Genomic DNA, 17,547 nt, shown 5'->3' with positions numbered 1-17,547 from the left:
CCGCTCGATGGTGACCCTCGTGGTCGTCACCGCCTACCTCGACGAGGATGCCCTGGCCCGCGTCCTGCCTCACTGGCCGTCGCCGGAGCAGCTCGCCGACACGGTCTTCGACGGTGTCCTCACCTGCGGGGGCGGAGGACGCCGAGACGATGCGTACGTCGCCTACGCGGTGATGCTGGCGGCCCGTGCCAGCGCAGCAGCACCGACGACGCCGGCATCATCGCCCAGCTCGGACACGGTGAAGGTCAGTTCCGGGCTGGGGCGCAGCATCCATTGCTTCGCGGCCATGTGAAGACGATCCGCAAGATCCTGTCCGAGTTTCTCGGCGAGTCCGCCACCGACGACGACACGATCCAAGTCGAGGAGGTTGACGGTCGAACCGAGGGCGACGCCGAGCATCTCGACGGCAGTGTCGAACAACTTCACGGCCAGCGGGTCGTCTTCCTTCAGAGCCTTCGACCAGACCTTCGAGGTGAGTTTGGTCTTTTCTTCAGCATCACGGATGTCGAATAGTGAGGTCTCCCATCCGGCCTCGGCCATCGATGTGGCGACACCGCGCATGGATCGTCGGCCCGCGTAGGCCTCGGCGCAGCCACGTCGCCCGCAGCTGCAGAGAGCTCCCCCTGCCATCACCACGACATGGCCGATCTCGCCCGCGGCGCCTCTCGACCCTGTGTAAGGACGACCGTCGAGGATGAGGCCCCCGCCGACTCCGGTTCCCATCCACAGCCCGAGAACGTTCCGCCCGCCACGAGCCGCACCTGCCGTCCATTCGCCGAGCAGCCCGACATTGGCGTCGTTGCCCAAGGTCACCGGGACACCGAGCGCATCCGAGAGGGGAGAGATCAGGTCGACCTCGTCGGTCCATCCGACCAAGTTCGGGACCGTGAGGGCTTTGCCGTCATGTACGACCCCCGGGATGCCGAGACCGACCGCGGATGGGGCGCACTTCAGGGAGCGCACGAGGTCGAGGATCACGTCCAGGACGGCCTCTGGTCCGGTCTCCGGAGTTGCTGCTTTTGCCCGAGCAAGGACCTGATGGCTGTCGTCGACTGCTCCCACCTCGATGTTCGTTCCGCCGACGTCGATGCCGATGATGACTGTTCCCGTTTCGTTCATGCGGGCATGATGTCAGTTTTGAGACTGGAACGTGATCCTGGGCGAGACCTGGATTCAGCGCCTCTGTCTCTCGGACGGTCCGTTCATGTCCAGGTCAGGAGGGGGGGCCTCTCCACTTCTGGCTGCCCCGATAGTCGATCGGTCAGCGGGCCCGACGTCGATCAAGCAACTTCCGCAAGCCGATCGCTCGGCGGGCGTTACTGTGAATCAGTCACGAACGAGGACGAGCAGGGCGCCACTACCGAAGGCCAGGGTGCCCACGATCAGGCCGGCGGTGGCCGGATAGTCGTAATGGTGAATCGTCTGCGCGGCCACGTCGTCGCCGTCTACGTCGTAACTGCAGTCGACGCCGAGTGGCAAGAGAGAGACTTCCCCTACGACGCGAGTCGCCTCGTAAAAGGGGCCTCCCTCGTCGGGGTACGGCCCATGCAGGCATTGGATGGTGAGCGGGTCCAGCCCATCGAAGGTCAACCCCATCGCGATGGAGACGAGTCCGATCGGTATCGAGATGAGCAGGAGCGCCCCGCCGAACAGTCGTCTCGCCCGTGGCTGCATCCGCACAGAATACGGGTCACCATTCGACATAACCGTTGCGCGCGATACCCAGCAGAAGATTGCGCTAGGGACGTCGCTCGGGCGTCGGTTTGGTTGCCGCGTCCTTGATGCCGGCCGCGACCGCGCGTCGAATCACCCAATAGAGCACGTACAGGAATGCTCCAACGAGCACGACGAGAAGGGCTGCGCTGGTCAAAGGGTCCATGTCTCCACCGTAAAAGATCTCGCCATCAACCAGGTATCCGGTCAGTGGTTCGTCCCGATGGCCGATGGCCGATGGCCGATGGCCGATGGGCGCGCGGTCAGGGCTGAGGGGCGACGAAGACGTTCTCGGAGACGGCTAGGAAACCGTCCGGCGCGCTCATGCCGTCCGGGACGATCGAGTAGGTGATGCCGTCGGGCCCTGCGGTCCGGGTCACGCCTCCGCCACAGCCGACGATCCAGTTGTCCGCGTCGGGATAGGCGATCACGCACGAGGTGTCCTCGTCCTGGTGGCTCGCGACCCAGAGATCTGCGTCGTCGTGTTCGCCTACCCATCGGATCGATTCTTGGTCCAGGTCCTCGGTGGCGTAGGAGGGGAGCTCTGCCGGCAGCGGATGATCGACCGTCGGGGCCTGGTCCAGGTCGGCGAGTCCAGTGCTTGCCGTGGTGCAGGCCGAAGCGACGAGGATCAGCGTGATTGGCAGCAGTGACGTCGCGAGCCTCGTCGAACCGTTCATCTGCCCACCCTTGCAGCTCGAGGGCCGATCCGGTGTCCCGATGGATGATGGACCACCGGGTCGGTCAGGCCCGATGGTCCAGTTCGATCCCCTGCCCTGCGGCGTCCTCAGGGGAGCACGACGACCTTGCCCGCGATGCGGCCCGCCTCCGCCTCGGCGTGCAGCGCGGGCAGCTCGACCAGGGTGATGCGCCTGGTCACCTCGACCGTGAGCTCGCCCGCGTCGACCAGCGCGACGAGCTGCTCGAGGCGGTCGCGGTCGGGCCGCACGAACACCGTCGCGGCCCGGACCCCACGCGACTCGTCGCCCGGGGTGGCGATGAAGGCGGTCGTGCTGACGACCACTCCGCCATCGCGGACGGCGGTGACGTCAGCCTCGAACTGCGCAGGATCGAGCGGGGCCAGGTTGAGCATCACGTCGACCGGCTCGTCAAGGGCGTCGAGCACGTCGACGGCGGTGTGGTCGATGACCTGGTCGGCACCGGCGGCGCGGACGGCATCGGCGCTGCGGGGGCTCGCCGTGGCGACGACATGGGCGCCGAGGCGCTTCGCGAGCTGGATCGCGTACTTGCCGACGACGCCGCCCGCGCCGACGACGAGGAGGCGCTGTCCGGCCTGAAGGCCGCCATCGTCGACGAGGGCCTGCCACGCGGTCAATGCCACCGACGGCAGGGCCGCCGCGTCGACCAGGGGAATTTTCGTCGGGGCGGTGACGAGGGCGTCGGCAGGGGCGATGACGAACTCGGCCGCGCCTCCGTCGCGTTCCATCGGCAGGAAGCCGACGACCTCGTCGCCGACGGCGAGGCCCTCGACGTCGTCGCCGAGGGCCTCGACCGTGCCCGACACGTCGTAGCCGGGCACATGGGGGAGGGTGACCGGGATGGGGAGGAATCCGCCCCGCATGCCCCCGTCGGCCGCGTTGTAAGCGGATGCCGCCACCCGCACGAGCACCTCTCCCGCCCCGGGAGCGGGCTGCTCGACCTCGACGTGCTGGAGGACCTCGGGTCCGCCGACCTGCTCGAAACGTACTGCCTTCATGGCCTTCTCCTTCGTCATGTGCTTCGAACTCGAAGCAATGGTTCGAAGGTAGCACTGCTTCGAACTGGAAGCAACAGGTAGGCTCACGGTCATGACCGACGCCTCTCCCGCCCTCACGCCGGCCCAGCTCGCGGCCTACTTCGCCTTCACCGAGGTCAGTGCGCTCCTCCGGCCTTCTGTCGAGAAGCAGCTCCGGGAGGCAGGTGGGCTGAGCTACGTCCAGTTCCAGCTCCTCGCGCGCCTCGGGGACCACCCCCAGGGGCAGCAGCGGATGACCGATCTCGCCGACGGCGTGGTCCACAGCCGCAGCGGTCTCACCTACCAGGCGCAGCTGCTTGAGCAGCGTGGCCTGGTCTCGCGTTCTCCGTCGCCCGATGACGAGCGCAGCACCGTGGTCGCCATCACCAGCGCAGGCCGCGATGTCCTCGCGGCGGTCTTCCCGGGGCACATCGAGACCGTCCGCGGCCTGCTGTTCTCTCGCGTGACGGACGATGACGCCGAGCAGCTCGCCCGCATCCTCGGCCGCGTGAGCGAGCACCTCCGGGCGGCCCCGCCGCGGTCGGCGCGGAAGCGGACCTCGGAGATCCGCAGACCGCGACCCTAGAGCCGTCGGTGGCGCTCGACCTTCACGCGGCTCGAACCTCTACGGTCGCTGTCGTGCCTTTCTCCTCCATGCCGGTCCTGTCGTGAGCAGTGTCGTGTCCTGGCTCGAGCGCCGGCAGATCGGTCTCTACCTGGTGGCGATCCTCGCCGCCTGCGTGGTGGGCCTCACCGTGCCCGGGGCGCACCGTCTGGAGGGAGCGATCGAGCCCGTTCTCGCGCTGCTGCTGTTCGCGACGTTCCTCGGGGTCCCGTTCGCCGCGATCAGGACGTCCCTCCGCGACGGACGGTTCCTCGCCGCGGTCGGGGTGCTGAACTTCGTCGTCGTCCCACTCGTCGCCTACGGGCTGTCCCGGTTCGTGGCGGACGAGCCGGCGCTGCTGTTCGGGGTGCTGTTGGTGCTGCTGACCCCGTGCATCGACTACGTGATCGTGTTCGCCGGCCTCGCCGGCGGTGCGTCAGAACGACTCCTCGCCGCGGCACCGTTGCTGATGCTGGCGCAGATCCTTCTCCTACCGCTCTACCTGCTGCTGTTCATCGGCCCCGAGGGCGTCGCCGTGGTCGAGGTCGGCCCCTTCGCTCGGGCTTTCCTCCTCCTGATCGTCGTCCCGCTGACCGCGGCCGCGCTCGTGCAGGCCCTCGCTCGGCGACACCGATCCGGTGTCCTGATCGAGCGGACGATGCTCGGTCTGATGGTCCCGCTGATGATGGCGACCCTGTTCGCCGTCGTGGCCTCGCAAGCGGGTGCGGTCGGAGATCTCGCGAGGCAGTTGCTCGTGCTGGTGCCGATCTATGCCGGGTTCCTCATTGTCATGGCAGCCCTCGGCATCGGTGCCGGCCGCATCTTCCGGCTCGACGTGCCCGCGACACGGGCCCTCGTGTTCAGCGGAGCGACTCGGAACTCGCTCGTGGTCTTGCCGCTCGCGCTGGCCCTGCCGGCGTCGATGTCGCTCGCTCCGGTCGTCGTCGTCACCCAGACGCTCGTCGAACTCGTCGGCATGGTGATCTTCGTCCGACTCGTTCCTCGCCTCGTCCCGAGCCCAGCTAGAAGATGGCTTGGGGGTTCACGGGCACGCCGGTGAGGCCGTGGAGGCGGGGCGGCGCGATGCTGAGCAGGAAGGCGTGTCGGCCGAGCTCGGCGCAGGTCGCGGCGAGGTCATCCGTGGCGACGCTGTCGACCAAGGGCATGCCCAGGCGGGCCAGCCCCACCATGTGCATCGGCATGGGCATCCCCGGGTCGCTCGGTGGGAACGAGTCGCTGACGTCGCCGGCGTAGAGCGAGACGCCACGGTCATGCATCCATGTCACCGCGTCGACGGTCATGCCCGGCGCCTGGGTCTCGGCATCCCAGCTGAAGCCCCAGCCGCTGCGGACCACCACGGCGTCGCCTGGCAGCACCTCCACCCCCGTCCGAGCCTCGGCCGCGTCGAGGTCCGCCGAGGTGACGGGGTGCGCGGACGGCAGCCGCCCCTCCGGCGCCAGGTCGAGCAGGACTCCCCGCGTCGTGATCCCGGCGGCGAAGGCGCTCGTGGAACCGTGCACGACGCCTCCGGCCGTGACGGCCTCCTCGAGCGGCCGGCCCGGGTACACGATGCCGTCGATCGGCATGTGGGCGAACGCGTCGATGTGCGTCAGCGCCGGGTGGTGCGGTGTCACGACGAGGACCTCGGACATCCCCATCGGCGGCGTGCCCGTGTAGAGCAGCGCCTGCTGCACCGGGGGCGACGGCGGGGCCGGGGGAGCGAACGGCCCGCCGAGCATCGAGGCTGGCTCGACCGGGTACGCGAGCGACACGCTGCGGCCGACCCGCACCTCCTCAGCGGCCCGGGCCCTGGCGGCGTCGTCGATCAGGTTGAGCGTGCCGAGTTCGTCGTCGGCGCCCCAGCGGCCTCGGTCGTCGGGGAGTGCGGGTGTCGTCATGATGTCTGTTCCTGTCGATTCGGTGCAGCGCGGGTGGGTGGTGCACACTTTCGTGGGCCCTGCAGAAGCAGGTTCCTGCACCATAGCTCGATAAACAGGTTCCTGTTTAACGAGGTGCTCACGAAGGAGGCGCGCATGAGTGACGAGGAGGGGCGTGGGCTCGAGTCCGTGCTGGGCTGGAACGCGGTGAAGGTCGCGCGCATCATCGGCTCTCAGATCACCGCGGGGATGGCGGAGCACGACGTGAGCCTCGTGCAGTTCGGCGTGCTGTCGTGCCTGGCGGACGGTGCAGAACTCACGTCGGCGGAGATCGCGCGGGCCGTCTTCGTCCGCCCGCAGAGCATGGCGGACGTGCTCGACGGGATGGAGCGTCGCGGTCTCGTCCACCGGGTGGGCGTCCGCGTGCGCGGTCGGAGGAATCCGGCCGCGATCACGCCAGCCGGACAGGCCGTGCTGGACGCAGTGCAGCAGGTGGCCCTGGCGACGAATGACCTCAGCTCGCTCGGGTTGGACGCTTCGCGGAGCGCGCAGCTGAATGAACTACTGATTGCCGTCATCGAGGGGGCGGAAGCTGAGCTTGATGTCGGCGACGGTCCCTCATGACTGCCCGTCAGACGGGAAACGCGCCCGTCGTCGTCCCCATCGTCTCGAGCCATGACGTCGAGGGTTGCTGGATGCGCTGGTTTTCGGAGTCGCTCGGCCTTCGACTCGGACCGCATCGAACGGCACAACTGGTCGATCGCGTGAAGGGACTCGTGGGCAGTGCCCGATAGGTGATCGGTTGCCGGGTCGAATGATCGAGCAGCTGCCACCCGTGCTCGATCGGTGGGTCTGTCGCTCGTGGGGTGAAAGGATCGCGTCATGCTCGTGTGGCTCACTGATTGGCAGATCGCAGAAGACCACATTCATGTCGAGACGGGTGGCGTCGTGGACTGGACGGTGTATCCGGCCGATACGGCCTGGGTGGCTCGGCTCTTCGGGGATCGTCTCGCCGTTAAGTGGCAGTACGACACGTATGGCGGAGGGGTCGTGCAGGCGTCTCGCCGCGTTCGAGGACGTGTGGCTGCCATTCGAAGTGTTCGCTGTCGTCAGATGCGGTCAGCCGAAGGTGTCGTCCCTGTTCGTGGTGCGGCTGGTCTACACGAGGTGGAGGACACCTCAGGTTCATGGACCAGCAGCGCCGGTTCGCCTCGAAGTCGCTCGCAGAGGAGCGATGCGAAGAATTCGGGCCGGGGCTGGCGGTCCTACGCGAGCATCGTCGACGAGGGCGACCAAGAAGCTCGCTACGGCTACATCGTCACCGTTGAGCTGGAGTCAGCGAACACGACGTGCCGGGTGATCAGTAGCGCGTGAAGGCGGTCTGATAGGCGATCCGTCAGCGGGCTTCTTCGTTCTCGGTGCGGCTCGTCGGGTTTGGCGTATCCGTGTCGATGATCGTGCCGCACGCCATGTGGTCACGAGTCCCTTCCAGTGGCCGATCGGCAACCGGCCGCGTCGAGATCTAAACGAACCAGCTCGTGGCGTAGAAGACGACCCCGACGGCCAGAGCGATGGCCCCGACCCACAGCACACGACGCTGCTTGCGTCGTGGCAGTTCCTTTCCCTGGCTGTACTTCAGACCGACGTAGGCGAGCATGCCCAGTGCGAGAAGGAGGCACGGGAAGTACGCGAGTCGGAGCCACTCCGAAGTCGTCATCCTGCATCTTCCCGCGAGGCGGTCAGTGCACGCGGGCTCGGCGGCGACGTCGCAACGACCGATCGAGGACCGGCGGTCGTCGACCGCCCGGTCGGCGGTCTACCGCGCGTCACGGCCGCTCCACAGAGCGACACCCGCCATGGTCGGGTTCGTCAACCTTGCATCGAGCCGCTGGTGACGCTGCGTGAGGCCGGCCGATAGGGGATCGGCAGCCCGACTCGTCGGTCCCATCACCTGTGCGCGTGTCTACTCTTTCAACTGCCAGACCTCGACGACACCCTGCGCAACGGCGCAGGGACTCTGTGACGCGGTGGCGATGGCTTCTTCCAGGTCTTCGGCGTCGAAAACCGCGAAGCCGGCCACCGGCAGGTCGGATCGTCGATATGGGCCTTCGGAGACCTCCACCTTCGCCCCGTTGTGGTTGCGTACCTGGACCGGTCGGGTGGCCTGACCGATGATCGCACCCGTCGCCGCCAAGCCTGCGTCCGCTGCGTGGGCGCGGTTCCGTACTGCATCCTCCGTCTCGTCGTACCCAGCTCGGTCTCCGTACCCGATGGTGATGAACTTCGGCATCGTCGCCTCCTCTGCGCTTCTCACGGCAAAGATAAATCCCCGGGTGGCTCGGAAGGCAGCCCCGAACGTGGCTACGGGCAGCCGAGACGCGGCCCGACCGTACGGAACGCTTGGCCACTGGGCGATCCCCTGACGAAGACGGCGGAGGTGTCGCGTCGCCCCTCGTTCTTCGGCGCCCGGTTCGGCGGTGCCGACCCACCCCTCCCCTACGATGTGGTGCATGGTGCGCCACGGCGATCCGGGCGCGGTGGAGTCGTTCTTTCGCGCACATCCGTGGGTGGCAGCTGTCTGCAGTGCAGGGTTCCTCGTGCTCATCGCTTGGGGCGGGACATCCGTCGGGTGGGACCCGTGGGCTCCGATGGGCCGGGGCCTGAAGCGTCTGCCGCCGTGGCTGATGGTCGGTCTCGGGGTGCCCTTCTTCGCGTGGGGCGTGATCGTCGGGGTCTTCTTGCAGTGGCGTCTGTTGCGGCAGCGCTCCCAGGATTCTCCCGACCCGAGTCCCGAGCTCGAGAGGCTTCGACGTGACGGCCCGGGTTGGCTCAGCCGCCCCGCAGACATCGACGAGCCGTCACGAGACGTGGAGCTGGGACAGGCGGGTGACGATGCGCCATCGCCCGGAGGTTAAGATGACAAGATCGATTTCGGGGCGATCGACGTCCTGACTGGGGGGCGAAAATGAACAGGACCACAGCGGCCACGGCCGTACTCGTCATGGGGGCGACGCTCGCGCTCGGCCTCGCGGGCTGCACCGCCGAGGTGACGCCGACAGTGTCGGCGGACAAGTTCGCGACGACGATCGCGGACGCACTCGAGGAGAGCGTGGGTCAGCGCCCGCTCGTCGACTGCGGCGACGAGGCCATCGACCTGGTGGACGGCGACGAGGTGCACTGCGACGTCGGGGCCGCAGGGGACGACACGGTCTACGACTCGGTGACGACGATCAGCACAGACGGAGGCGGCGACTACTCCGTGGCCGTCGAGGTGGACCAGACGCCGAAAAGCTGAGCGGCACGTCAGATCCCTCGCGGTGTCAACCGCTACCCGCCGCCAGGCACATCCACCGTGAGGGCGACTCGGAGAAGGAACTCGACGTCGTGGCGATGCGGGATCGCTCACCGATCACGTCGCTCGGCCACAGCAGTTGCGTCGACCGGGCGAGCACGTCGTGGTCCCAGCTCGCGAGCGTGAATGCCCGACGATGGTTCTTTGTCTTGCGTTGCATAGTCGTGCGACGCAAGCTAGTGTGCATTGCATGACAACACCCACGACAGCGCAACTGCGCAAGGGAGTCGTCGAGTACTGCGTCCTCGGAGTCCTGCAGAAGGGGCCGACTTACGGCTGGCTGCTCTCCGAGCAGCTGGTCGCCCGTGGCCTCATCGGCAGCATCGGTACGCTCTATCCGCTCCTCAGCAGGCTCCGGGAGCGCGGCCTGATCGCCGCTGGCGAAGGGCCAGGCCCTGACTCGACCCGCCCGCGCAAGTACTTCTCTCTCACCGACGCCGGCGGAGAGGAGCTCCGACTGTTTCGAGAACAGTGGGACCCCTTCGTCGCCGCCGTCACCGAGCTCACCGCCCGTGCCGACCCGGAGTCGGCGCTTTTCGACCAGGAAGGTCCGACCCATGACCGCCTCTGACCAGCAGCACCCCGTGGCCGCTCAGTACCTCAAGGACCTCGATCGCGCCCTCATCGGGGCCCCCGACGACGTCCGCAGGTCCATGCTCGCCGACGTCGCCGACGAGCTCCGCGGCCTCGAGGGCGACGCCGCCCGGTCTCGCATCGCCGAGCTCGGCGACGTCGACACCATCGCGGCCGACGCCAGGGCCGACACGACGGCCCTCATCCCGGCCGCACCCAACAGGGGCTACGCCATCGGGACATCGATCACCCTCGTCGCTGGCTGGTATCTCATCCCCGTCTTCGGCTGGATCGCAGGCCTGATCATGATCGGTGCCGGCACGCACTGGACCGCCGCCGAGCGACGCCGCGGCATTCTCGCCAGCGTCCTCGTCATCCTCTTCTCGGCCGTGGCCCTCGTCGCGTTCCGGGGCACGGCAGTCTGGGGCATCGGACTTGCCGTCTTCGCCGTCGGCCCCCTCGTCGGCAACATCTTCGTCGCCTCCTGGCTCCGCGACCGGTGGGGGCGAACGACCGTTCCCGTGCGCGCGACCGTCTGACCAAGGGCTGCGCGGGCCTTAGGGCGTCGGCCAGCTGCACCTGGTCATGACTTCGGGGGAATGTCCGGACTGCGTCCTGGCGCAGCAGGCGGGAAGCCGGTGGAACAGGGACTCGATCGACTGGACCGTCTGCGAGAGTGCTGCCATGCCCTCTCCGCAGTCGCTGTCAGAGAACGAACGTCGTCTGGTCGCAGCGTGGGCTGCTGACTGCGCCGAGAGAGTTCTGCCTCTCTTCGAGGCCGAGGTTCCTGGCGACCACCGACCACGGGACGGAATCGCTAGAGCGCGAGCGTTTTCACGAGGTGAGCTGGATGCGGCAGGAGAGATCCGCCGCCGTTTCGTCGCGGGTCGGGCCGCGCACAGGGCGACCTCGTCGGCGGGGAAAGCCGCCGCATGGTCCGCAGGGCAGGCTACTGGCGTAGCGCACATGGGCGCTCATGCACTCGGCGCAGCCGCCTATGCGGTGAAAGCGGTCGAGCTCGCAACGCCGAATCGAGGCGAGACCGAGGTCCAGTGGCAAGTGCAGAACATGAGCCGCGCGGTACAGGCCGCGCTCCGAACCCTGCCGCTGCTCGGAGAGGACCCCTCGGGCCCTCTCGGTTCCGGCCTCCTCGCCGCTGGCGCACTGGGACGCACGATCCGCGCCTTGCAGACCGCCCTCAGGGTCATCGACCCGAACTGAGCTCCCCCCGCCCGTATCGCGCGTCCTGATCGGTGATGGGCCCCAGGCCAGGCTGGTTTGGCTCGGGCTCACGGATCGGGGATGCTGAGGGGGACACGAGGGAGCTTCATGATGGCGCGTTTCCGTTCTCTGCCCTTGCCGGCTCTTCTCGTGGTCTTGTTCGTGGTGACAGGCGCCCTGTGGTTCGGAATCGGTGTGGTCGTGATGCCCGGTGACCAGCCCGTTGTCGTGCGACTGATCGGGACGGTCTTCTATGCGGGAATGATGACCGCTGTCTTCGGTTTCATGATCACCCGGGCACGGCGTCTCGCTGGCGGAGTCACCGATCTGGCCGAGATGCGGGCAGCTCTCAAGGCCGGCAGCGTTCCTCCTGATGTCGATCCGGGAACGTGGATTCCGACCTTCGAGAAGTGGGAGCGTCAGTACCGGTTGAATCGGTGGTTCGGGCCCGTCACGTTCATCGGCTTCACGGCGCTGACTGCTTGGTTGGCCGTGTCCGAGGGGCCCGTTTGGTGGTTTTTTGCGGTGTTCTTCGTCGCCGCGATGATCTGGTCGACGGTCGATTCCTGGAGAGGATTCGCGAAGGTGGCCGCGATGCTCGCCGAGCTTCGTACGCGACCGCCCCATCCTCCGCGGATGGATGTGCCCGTCTCGTCGGAGAAGGAGTAGCGGATGAGGCCTGCTCTGCCGGTCTGACGGAAGCTGACGGGGTGAGCCTCGATCTTCTCCGCCGTAGGTGCCACGCTGTTCTCACCGAGAGCTCCTTCGGTCCCACCTCGACCAGGGGGACGGGGCAGGCGGATCACGGCCACGCGACTGACAGCCGCGGTGTCAGGGCAGCAGCAGGGACTCCAGTTCTCCTCGGTCGCCGCTGAAGGCGTTCATATCTATGAACGCTTCGTCACCGTCGTATCCGTCGAGTTTCTCTCGCGCGGACCACTGCCAGAAAGTCCAGTCCCGGTCGTCGGTGAGATGCGGCGAGGTGGCCACGGAGCGAAACCAGATGGGGTTGTCGGGGTAGCGCCCGGCCAGGTATAGCTCGTACCAGTCGCGGGTCGCGTAGAGCACGGCTGGCCGGCCGTAGTGCTGCTCGATGGCGAGCAAGAGCGGGGCGAGCACGTCTCGAACCGTGGTTGCCGGGGGAGGGGTGTCGCAGTACGTGGCATAGCACTCGACGTCGACCACGACGGGCAGGTCGCCACGGTGCTCGGAGACCGTGGCTATGACGTTGGTGGCTTGATCGCTTCCCGGGCTGTCGACGCTGAGGAAATGGTAGGCGCCGACGAGGAGCTCGGTGTCGTGGGCGTCGGTCCAGTTGTCGTCGAACCGGGGGTCTTGGTAGCTCGAGCCTTCCGTGGCTTTGATCCACGCGAAGTCGATGTCCTCTTCCGCCAGGACGTCCCAGTCGATCGTGCCCTGGTAGGCGGATACGTCGACACCCTGCACCGGGTACCGGAGGGCCGCGGTGCGGGTGGGCCAGAGGGTGCCCATGACGAGAAGCGCGGCGATGACGACCAATGCGAGGGCGACCACCGCGGCCGAGAGGAGGAGGAGGCGGCGATGCCGTCGCCGTCGAGGAACCGCGCCTGCTCGGGCCGACACGTCGCCCTCGTTCTCGTCATGTCCGTTCGCGTCAGGTTCCACAAGACACGAGGCTACGGGCACGGCTGCAGAGCGAACGGGCACATCCGTCGACCTGCTGCCCAGCTCGACGGGCGATTCTTCTCCGACCCGATAGACGATCGTCGATGTCAGCCGCGGCTGGGGATGTCCGTGCTGACGTCACTGACTGTGCTGACGTCACTGACTGGGTGGGGCGAGCCGGGGACTGAGGTCCTTGAGTGGTGCGGCGGTGAGGGCGACGAGGGTCATGGCGGCCCAGACACCGGCGGCGACGATGGCCGCGGTGCCGAGACCGGCGAGTTCCGTCACGACGGCGGAGATCATGACACCGGTCGAGGGGGCGAGGGTCATCAGTGCGTTCTGGGTTCCCAGGACACGGCCTCTGACCTGGTCGGGGATGCGTTCCAGCGTCAGGACGCCGACGAGGCTGGTGAACAGGCCACACGCGATGCCGCCGACGAAGGCACCGGCGATCATGACCGGCACGGAGACGAGGCTGGCCATGATCGCGAAGCCAGCTGTTGCACCGATCAGGCCTGCGCTGAGCCATCCGCGGCGACCTCGTCCTGGTCGGGAGAGCAGCGCGTAGATGCCGCTCCCGACGAGGAGGCCCACCGCGAGAGCGCTGAGCACCAACCCCAGCAGGGCATCTTGACCGGTGGCGGTGAAGTAGGCGGGAAAGATGAGTCCCTGGAATGCTCCGAGGACGACCGACGCCCCGAAGGCGATGATCATGACCAGGCGGATGAACGGGCTGTTCACGACGGTGGTCCACCCCTCGCGAAGTGCCTTCCACCCCGAGGCGGGCCGGTCCGGGCTGGGCCCGTGGGTGCCCAGGTGTCTCGGGATGACGGTCGTGACGGCGGCAGCGGCTAGGGAGAGTGCAGCTGTGAACCACAGGACGTCGGTCCCGTCCAGGAGGGCGATGAGAACCCCGGCGAGTCCTGGACCGAGGACGAGAGCGATGGCGCCGAGGCTCTCCCGCGTGCCGATCAGTCTCTCGGGCGTGAGGGCCGTGTGCCGCACGACGGCGGGGAGGAGGGTCTCGCGAGCCGTCTGGCCGGGGATGTCGCCGAGCGCTCCGATCACGCCGAACACCACGAAGATGCCGATGGTCAGGTCGGTGAAGAGGTCGAGGAAGGGCAACGCGGCCACCGCCACGGCCGAGACCACGTCGGTGAAGATCGAGATGCTGCGCCGGTTGGTCCTGTCGATGACCACGCCCATCAGCAGGCCTGCGAGAAGGGCAGGGACTGCTGTGGCGGCGGCGACCGTGCCGGCGCCGAGGACGCTTCCCGTGGTGGTGAGGATGACCAGCGGCAGCGCGATCGCTGCGACCGAGTTGGCCAGCACGGACAAGAAGTAGGAGACGAGGTATGCGGCGGCGATCATGCCCCAAGTCAAAACGTTGACGCAACGTGAAGGTCAAGGGCCCATCTCTAGGTCGTCAGTCGGGCCAGAACGTCCAACTGGCTGGCAGAGAAGGCAGCTCGCCGGTACTGCGAGATGAGTTCCCCGCTCGCCCGGCCGAGATCGTTCGGCAGTCCTGCCTCCGAGATGGCGGCACTGATCTCCGTCGCGATGCGGTCTCTGGTGGCGTCGGACGTGGCGGGCCCGACCGCGAAGAGATCAGTCGTGACGGCTGCGATGCGTCGGGTCACATCGGGGTCGGACGAGAGCGCATCGATCGTCGCACCCAACGTCTTGTGCATTTCAGGGTCGGCTGCGGCCAGGAGCAGCGAGACATCGGTTTCGAATCGGCGGACGGCACCGTCCGCGAGCGCGCTTCGGGCGCCGCTGTCCCGCGCGTCGTACTGTGCAGGGGATTCGGGGAGCAGTGAGCTGCGGAGTGCGACGACTGACTCGAGTCGGTTGCTCAGCGCTGCGATCTGTTCGCGAAGGGCTGCCTCGAGCTGGTCGAGTTCGGTGGAGATACTCGAGTGGGTCGGGTCGAGCAGACCAGCGATCTTCTCGAGAGGGAGGCCGACCCCGACGAGATGCCGCACGCGTAGGAGTCTCGACGCATCCAGGACCGAGTACTCCCGGTAGCCGTTGTCGCGGCGCTCGGGCTCGGGCAGCAGCCCGATGGCGTGGTAGTGCCTCACCGTCCTCGTGCTGACACCCGCGAGCCGTGCGACGTCGCCAATTCGCAATCGTGCATCTCCTCACATCCCCGGCATCAGCGTAACTGTTGAGAGCTTGCGCTGAGAAGGTGCTGGTGGCCGTCACCGTTGCCACCAGGGGGGGCGTGTGTCCGCTCGTTCACTTGGTCGAGGTATCAAGAACGCATGACGACGAAGATCGACACGGCATCGAAAGACCTGATCCGGGTGATCAGGCCCGCCTCGGACTCGGTCGACGCATGAGCTCGGCTCGACGTGCCCCTGGGGCCCCCTCGCGTGTCGGTGAGGTGGCCCGCACCTTCGGCGTCCTCGGCCTGACGTCGTTCGGGGGGCCGGTGGCGCACCTCGGCTACTTCCGCTCGGCGGTGGTCCAGCGCCGTCGCTGGCTCTCCGACCGCGCCTACGGCGACCTCGTCGCCCTGGCGCAGTTCCTCCCGGGGCCGGCATCGAGCCAGGTCGGTCTCGCGCTCGGCCTGCTGCGCGCCGGTCCGCTCGGGGCCCTGGTGGCGTTCGCCGTGTTCACGCTGCCGTCCGCCCTCGTCCTCTTCTTCCTCGCCGTCGGGGTGGGCCGTGTGGACGGGCCGGTCGGACGCGCCCTGATCGCGGGCCTCGGCATCGGAGCCGTCGCGGTCGTCGCGTACGCGGTGACCGGGCTGGCACGGTCGCTGGCGCCCGACGCGATCCGCGCCTCCGTGGTGGTCGGCGCCGTCGTCCTGACGCTGGCTCTGCCAGGAGCCGTCGGTCAGCTGGCGGCCATCGCGTTCGGGGCCCTCGCCGGGCTGGCCTTCTCGCGACCCGCCGCCGAGGAGCACGAACCGCTCAGGTTCCCGGTGCGGCGGGGGGTCGGGCTCGCCTGCCTCGCCGTCTTCGCCACGCTGCTCGTGGGACTTCCCATCGTGAGCCGGGTCACCGGCTCGGACGTCGTCGCGCTCATCGACGTCTTCTACCGCGCGGGTGCCCTCGTCCTCGGCGGTGGACACGTGGTGTTGCCGCTGCTGCACACGGGCCTCGTCGAACCCGGGTACATGAGCGACGACACGTTCCTCACCGGGTACGGTCTCGCGCAGGCCGTGCCCGGGCCCCTGTTCACGGTCGCGAGCTACCTCGGTGCCGTCACCGATCTCGGCCCGGGAGGCGCGCTCGGGTCGTTGCTGGCGACGCTCGCGATCTTCGCGCCCGGGTTCCTGCTGCTCGTCGGCGTCGCACCGTTCTGGAACGTCGTCGGGTCACACATCGGCGTGCGGGCGGCGATGCGAGGGGCCAACGCTGCCGTGGTCGGGCTGCTCGTGACCGCGCTGTTCGACCTCGCGGCCACGACCGACGTCGTCAGTCCGGGACCGTTCTGCCTGGCGCTGATCTGCTTCGTGCTGCTGACGGCCTGGCGGGCACCGGCCTGGGCGGTCGTGGGCATCGCGGCCCTGGGCGGCCTCGTGCTCCGCCTGACCTGACCCGGGGGGCCGGCGACGCGGCAGGACCTGGCGCCGCGATGCAACACGAGACGCCCCGTGCCACCGGACGCATCACGTCCCGGGCGTCGCGAGTTCTCCGGTCGTGTACTGGGCGCGGCCGAAGCCGAACGACCAGTCGGCGGGGGTGTTCTCGACGAAGCCCATCACGAGGTCCTCGCCGTGGGGAGAGGCGACGAGTCAGTCATGACGCCATCACAGCACCCGCGGCCTCCGACCGTCACGCAGCGACAGGCTCAGTCGTTCTCGTTGCGCGCCTTGGTGAAGAGCTCTTTCGTGCGGAGCAGTCGCAGGGACGTGACGAGGAGGAGCCCGCCCACGATGTTGAACAACAGTGTGTAGCCGAACCACCCCGACCACTGCGCGTAGGTGACGTCGCTTCCCGCTTGGATCGCACCGAAGATGAGGAGCGAGTCGAGGATCGAGTGGAACAGCTGCAGACCGGCCAGGAGGAAAGCCCCGGCGACGGCGGCTGCGATCTTCGCCGGGTCTGACGTGGTTCCGTGCTGCATGCGGGTCATGAGCGTGATCGTGCTGCCGCCCAGGACGGCGAGGACGACGGTCTGGAGCGAGAACGGCGCATCCACGAAGTGGTGAGCTGACTCGTCGAGGGTCGCGTGCCATTCGGGGAATGCCTGGACCACGAGCCACATGAAGATCCATCCCCCGGCGAGGTTGGCGACCAGCGTGGCAGCCCAGAGCTTCACGAGCTGGAGGAACGTGCCCTCTTTCGCCGCGAGGGCTGCGATCGGGAGGAGGAAGTTCTCGGTGAACAACTCGGAGTGAGCCAGGAGGAGGGCGAGGAATCCGATGCTGAAAGCCAACCCCGCGAGGAGGTGGCTGCCGGTCTCGGTCAAGACGGCGAGCATCGCCATGATGCCCAGGCCGACCTCGAGCCCCCCGAAGAAGCCCGTGATGAGCGTGGTGCGGAGGGTGCGGTGAAGGCGTTCGGCGCCCTCTTCCACGGTCGCGTCGAAGGATTCGTCGAGTTCGTCCTCGACGGGTTCGTCCGACTCGCCCAGTTCTCGTCGGCGGCGTTCGCTCATCACTCGTCCTTTCCGTGGAGACGAGTCTCGTCCTCAGGGTGAACAGTAGAGGCGAAATGGCTTGCATGCGTCGCGCGAGCAGAGGGTGCCGGAGGTGCCGGAGGTCAGGGCTCGTCTCGGGGGGTGTCGGTGCCGTGCAGGCGGGCGAGCTGGTCGTTGTAGGCGCGCAGGGTCGCGTCGTCGTCGCGGTCGGCCTTGCGGTCGTACCGTTTCG

At 67.8% G+C, this 17,547-nt stretch carries 23 protein-coding genes and 1 pseudogene; 11 read left to right on the top strand and 13 right to left on the bottom strand.

Going from position 1 to position 17,547, the window contains the following annotated elements:
* Window positions 1-162: 162 nt before the first annotated feature.
* The 5 genes from HRF36_RS15385 to HRF36_RS15365 all read right to left on the bottom strand — a co-directional run bounded on the left by HRF36_RS15385 (window position 163) and on the right by HRF36_RS15365 (window position 3,430).
* Entirely contained in the window at window positions 163-1,119 is a 957-nt protein-coding gene (locus tag HRF36_RS15385) for an ROK family protein (RefSeq protein ID WP_173211441.1), read from the bottom strand.
* Between the two features lie 207 nt (window positions 1,120-1,326).
* Window positions 1,327-1,674, bottom strand: coding sequence for a hypothetical protein (locus tag HRF36_RS15380; RefSeq protein WP_173211439.1), 348 nt, complete (start codon window positions 1,672-1,674; stop codon window positions 1,327-1,329).
* A 64-nt stretch (window positions 1,675-1,738) separates the two neighbouring features.
* Window positions 1,739-1,879 carry a hypothetical protein gene (locus HRF36_RS15375; RefSeq protein WP_173211437.1) on the bottom strand — a complete coding sequence of 47 codons (141 nt, stop codon included), beginning with the start codon at window positions 1,877-1,879 and terminating at the stop codon, window positions 1,739-1,741.
* Between the two features lie 97 nt (window positions 1,880-1,976).
* Complete coding sequence (locus HRF36_RS15370; RefSeq protein WP_173211435.1) at window positions 1,977-2,393, bottom strand: hypothetical protein; 417 nt, start codon at window positions 2,391-2,393, stop codon at window positions 1,977-1,979.
* 107 nt (window positions 2,394-2,500) lie between these two features.
* Window positions 2,501-3,430: an NADP-dependent oxidoreductase gene (locus tag HRF36_RS15365; RefSeq protein WP_173211433.1), complete on the bottom strand. Its 930-nt coding sequence runs from the start codon at window positions 3,428-3,430 to the stop codon at window positions 2,501-2,503.
* A 91-nt stretch (window positions 3,431-3,521) separates the two neighbouring features.
* On the opposite strand from HRF36_RS15365, the gene HRF36_RS15360 reads away from it, so the two are divergent.
* A complete protein-coding gene (locus HRF36_RS15360; protein ID WP_173211431.1) occupies window positions 3,522-4,034 on the top strand; it encodes a MarR family winged helix-turn-helix transcriptional regulator in 513 nt (170 codons plus the stop codon).
* A gap of 82 nt (window positions 4,035-4,116) precedes the next feature.
* A complete protein-coding gene (locus tag HRF36_RS15355) occupies window positions 4,117-5,112 on the top strand; it encodes a bile acid:sodium symporter (protein WP_173211429.1) in 996 nt (331 codons plus the stop codon).
* Here HRF36_RS15355 and HRF36_RS15350 read toward each other — a convergent pair.
* Window positions 5,075-5,950 carry a cyclase family protein gene (locus tag HRF36_RS15350; RefSeq protein WP_173211427.1) on the bottom strand — a complete coding sequence of 292 codons (876 nt, stop codon included), beginning with the start codon at window positions 5,948-5,950 and terminating at the stop codon, window positions 5,075-5,077. The two genes, HRF36_RS15355 and HRF36_RS15350, sit on opposite strands and share 38 nt — an antisense overlap.
* 135 nt (window positions 5,951-6,085) lie before the next feature.
* On the opposite strand from HRF36_RS15350, the gene HRF36_RS15345 reads away from it, so the two are divergent.
* A complete protein-coding gene (locus tag HRF36_RS15345; RefSeq protein ID WP_173211425.1) occupies window positions 6,086-6,553 on the top strand; it encodes a MarR family winged helix-turn-helix transcriptional regulator in 468 nt (155 codons plus the stop codon).
* A gap of 258 nt (window positions 6,554-6,811) precedes the next feature.
* A complete protein-coding gene (locus HRF36_RS15340) occupies window positions 6,812-7,303 on the top strand; it encodes a DUF6578 domain-containing protein (RefSeq protein WP_173211423.1) in 492 nt (163 codons plus the stop codon).
* A gap of 148 nt (window positions 7,304-7,451) precedes the next feature.
* On the opposite strand, the gene HRF36_RS15335 is transcribed toward HRF36_RS15340, so the two are convergent.
* Window positions 7,452-7,646, bottom strand: coding sequence for a hypothetical protein (locus HRF36_RS15335; protein WP_173211421.1), 195 nt, complete (start codon window positions 7,644-7,646; stop codon window positions 7,452-7,454).
* 246 nt (window positions 7,647-7,892) lie between these two features.
* Window positions 7,893-8,219, bottom strand: a complete 327-nt coding sequence (locus HRF36_RS15330; RefSeq protein WP_173211419.1) for a YciI family protein — start codon at window positions 8,217-8,219, stop codon at window positions 7,893-7,895.
* A 675-nt stretch (window positions 8,220-8,894) separates the two neighbouring features.
* Here HRF36_RS15330 and HRF36_RS15325 point away from each other — a divergent pair.
* Window positions 8,895-9,224, top strand: a complete 330-nt coding sequence (locus HRF36_RS15325) for a hypothetical protein (protein ID WP_173211417.1) — start codon at window positions 8,895-8,897, stop codon at window positions 9,222-9,224.
* A 25-nt stretch (window positions 9,225-9,249) separates the two neighbouring features.
* On the opposite strand, the gene HRF36_RS15320 is transcribed toward HRF36_RS15325, so the two are convergent.
* On the bottom strand, window positions 9,250-9,441 hold the full coding sequence (locus HRF36_RS15320) for a hypothetical protein (RefSeq protein WP_173211415.1): 192 nt from the start codon (window positions 9,439-9,441) through the stop codon (window positions 9,250-9,252).
* A 30-nt stretch (window positions 9,442-9,471) separates the two neighbouring features.
* On the opposite strand from HRF36_RS15320, the gene HRF36_RS15315 reads away from it, so the two are divergent.
* The 5 genes and pseudogenes from HRF36_RS15315 to HRF36_RS15300 all read left to right on the top strand — a co-directional run bounded on the left by HRF36_RS15315 (window position 9,472) and on the right by HRF36_RS15300 (window position 11,744).
* Window positions 9,472-9,852, top strand: a complete 381-nt coding sequence (locus tag HRF36_RS15315; RefSeq protein WP_173211413.1) for a PadR family transcriptional regulator — start codon at window positions 9,472-9,474, stop codon at window positions 9,850-9,852.
* Window positions 9,839-10,393 (top strand): hypothetical protein, encoded by a 555-nt coding sequence (locus HRF36_RS15310; RefSeq protein WP_173211411.1) that lies wholly within the window; start codon window positions 9,839-9,841, stop codon window positions 10,391-10,393. Before HRF36_RS15315 ends, HRF36_RS15310 begins: the two co-directional genes overlap by 14 nt.
* A 46-nt stretch (window positions 10,394-10,439) precedes the next feature.
* Window positions 10,440-10,919 (top strand): annotated as a pseudogene (locus tag HRF36_RS16365) (putative immunity protein); the annotation flags it as partial.
* A 3-nt stretch (window positions 10,920-10,922) separates the two neighbouring features.
* Window positions 10,923-11,075 carry a hypothetical protein gene (locus HRF36_RS16360; protein ID WP_371740226.1) on the top strand — a complete coding sequence of 51 codons (153 nt, stop codon included), beginning with the start codon at window positions 10,923-10,925 and terminating at the stop codon, window positions 11,073-11,075.
* A 108-nt stretch (window positions 11,076-11,183) separates the two neighbouring features.
* A complete protein-coding gene (locus tag HRF36_RS15300; protein WP_173211407.1) occupies window positions 11,184-11,744 on the top strand; it encodes a hypothetical protein in 561 nt (186 codons plus the stop codon).
* Window positions 11,745-11,906: 162 nt separating this feature from the next.
* Here the strand turns inward: HRF36_RS15300 and HRF36_RS15295 are convergent, their stop codons facing one another.
* From HRF36_RS15295 to HRF36_RS15285, 3 genes are all read right to left on the bottom strand, one after another.
* Entirely contained in the window at window positions 11,907-12,719 is an 813-nt protein-coding gene (locus tag HRF36_RS15295) for a GH25 family lysozyme (protein WP_371740225.1), read from the bottom strand.
* A 156-nt stretch (window positions 12,720-12,875) separates the two neighbouring features.
* Entirely contained in the window at window positions 12,876-14,090 is a 1,215-nt protein-coding gene (locus HRF36_RS15290; RefSeq protein ID WP_173211405.1) for an MFS transporter, read from the bottom strand.
* A gap of 47 nt (window positions 14,091-14,137) precedes the next feature.
* Entirely contained in the window at window positions 14,138-14,851 is a 714-nt protein-coding gene (locus HRF36_RS15285) for a MerR family transcriptional regulator (RefSeq protein WP_173211403.1), read from the bottom strand.
* A 257-nt stretch (window positions 14,852-15,108) separates the two neighbouring features.
* On the opposite strand from HRF36_RS15285, the gene chrA reads away from it, so the two are divergent.
* Entirely contained in the window at window positions 15,109-16,269 is a 1,161-nt protein-coding gene (chrA, locus tag HRF36_RS15280; protein ID WP_371740224.1) for a chromate efflux transporter, read from the top strand.
* 254 nt (window positions 16,270-16,523) lie between these two features.
* On the opposite strand, the gene HRF36_RS15270 is transcribed toward chrA, so the two are convergent.
* Window positions 16,524-17,333, bottom strand: coding sequence for a formate/nitrite transporter family protein (locus HRF36_RS15270; protein ID WP_173211399.1), 810 nt, complete (start codon window positions 17,331-17,333; stop codon window positions 16,524-16,526).
* Window positions 17,334-17,547: the final 214 nt, after the last annotated feature.

This window comes from Frigoribacterium sp. VKM Ac-2836, from assembly GCF_013248995.1.
Classification (GTDB): domain Bacteria; phylum Actinomycetota; class Actinomycetes; order Actinomycetales; family Microbacteriaceae; genus Frigoribacterium.
Note: the sequence above shows the minus strand (reverse complement) of the source record. Positions and strands in the feature narration are given on the sequence as shown.

Bases quoted from the DNA above. Each gene is read 5' to 3' on its own strand.
- HRF36_RS15370 (WP_173211435.1), bottom strand. From the start codon at position 2,393: ATGAACGGTTCGACGAGGCTCGCGACGTCACTGCTGCCAATCACGCTG.
- HRF36_RS15330 (WP_173211419.1), bottom strand. From the start codon at position 8,219: ATGCCGAAGTTCATCACCATCGGGTACGGAGACCGAGCTGGGTACGAC.
- HRF36_RS15325 (WP_173211417.1), top strand. From the start codon at position 8,895: ATGAACAGGACCACAGCGGCCACGGCCGTACTCGTCATGGGGGCGACG.
- HRF36_RS15375 (WP_173211437.1), bottom strand. From the start codon at position 1,879: ATGGACCCTTTGACCAGCGCAGCCCTTCTCGTCGTGCTCGTTGGAGCA.
- HRF36_RS15270 (WP_173211399.1), bottom strand. From the start codon at position 17,333: ATGAGCGAACGCCGCCGACGAGAACTGGGCGAGTCGGACGAACCCGTC.
- HRF36_RS15365 (WP_173211433.1), bottom strand. From the start codon at position 3,430: ATGAAGGCAGTACGTTTCGAGCAGGTCGGCGGACCCGAGGTCCTCCAG.
- HRF36_RS15360 (WP_173211431.1), top strand. From the start codon at position 3,522: ATGACCGACGCCTCTCCCGCCCTCACGCCGGCCCAGCTCGCGGCCTAC.
- HRF36_RS15345 (WP_173211425.1), top strand. From the start codon at position 6,086: ATGAGTGACGAGGAGGGGCGTGGGCTCGAGTCCGTGCTGGGCTGGAAC.
- HRF36_RS15310 (WP_173211411.1), top strand. From the start codon at position 9,839: ATGACCGCCTCTGACCAGCAGCACCCCGTGGCCGCTCAGTACCTCAAG.
- HRF36_RS15385 (WP_173211441.1), bottom strand. From the start codon at position 1,119: ATGAACGAAACGGGAACAGTCATCATCGGCATCGACGTCGGCGGAACG.
- HRF36_RS15380 (WP_173211439.1), bottom strand. From the start codon at position 1,674: ATGCAGCCACGGGCGAGACGACTGTTCGGCGGGGCGCTCCTGCTCATC.
- HRF36_RS15315 (WP_173211413.1), top strand. From the start codon at position 9,472: ATGACAACACCCACGACAGCGCAACTGCGCAAGGGAGTCGTCGAGTAC.
- HRF36_RS15340 (WP_173211423.1), top strand. From the start codon at position 6,812: ATGCTCGTGTGGCTCACTGATTGGCAGATCGCAGAAGACCACATTCAT.
- HRF36_RS15350 (WP_173211427.1), bottom strand. From the start codon at position 5,950: ATGACGACACCCGCACTCCCCGACGACCGAGGCCGCTGGGGCGCCGAC.
- HRF36_RS15290 (WP_173211405.1), bottom strand. From the start codon at position 14,090: ATGATCGCCGCCGCATACCTCGTCTCCTACTTCTTGTCCGTGCTGGCC.
- HRF36_RS15300 (WP_173211407.1), top strand. From the start codon at position 11,184: ATGATGGCGCGTTTCCGTTCTCTGCCCTTGCCGGCTCTTCTCGTGGTC.
- HRF36_RS15335 (WP_173211421.1), bottom strand. From the start codon at position 7,646: ATGACGACTTCGGAGTGGCTCCGACTCGCGTACTTCCCGTGCCTCCTT.
- HRF36_RS15320 (WP_173211415.1), bottom strand. From the start codon at position 9,441: ATGCAACGCAAGACAAAGAACCATCGTCGGGCATTCACGCTCGCGAGC.
- HRF36_RS16360 (WP_371740226.1), top strand. From the start codon at position 10,923: ATGAGCCGCGCGGTACAGGCCGCGCTCCGAACCCTGCCGCTGCTCGGA.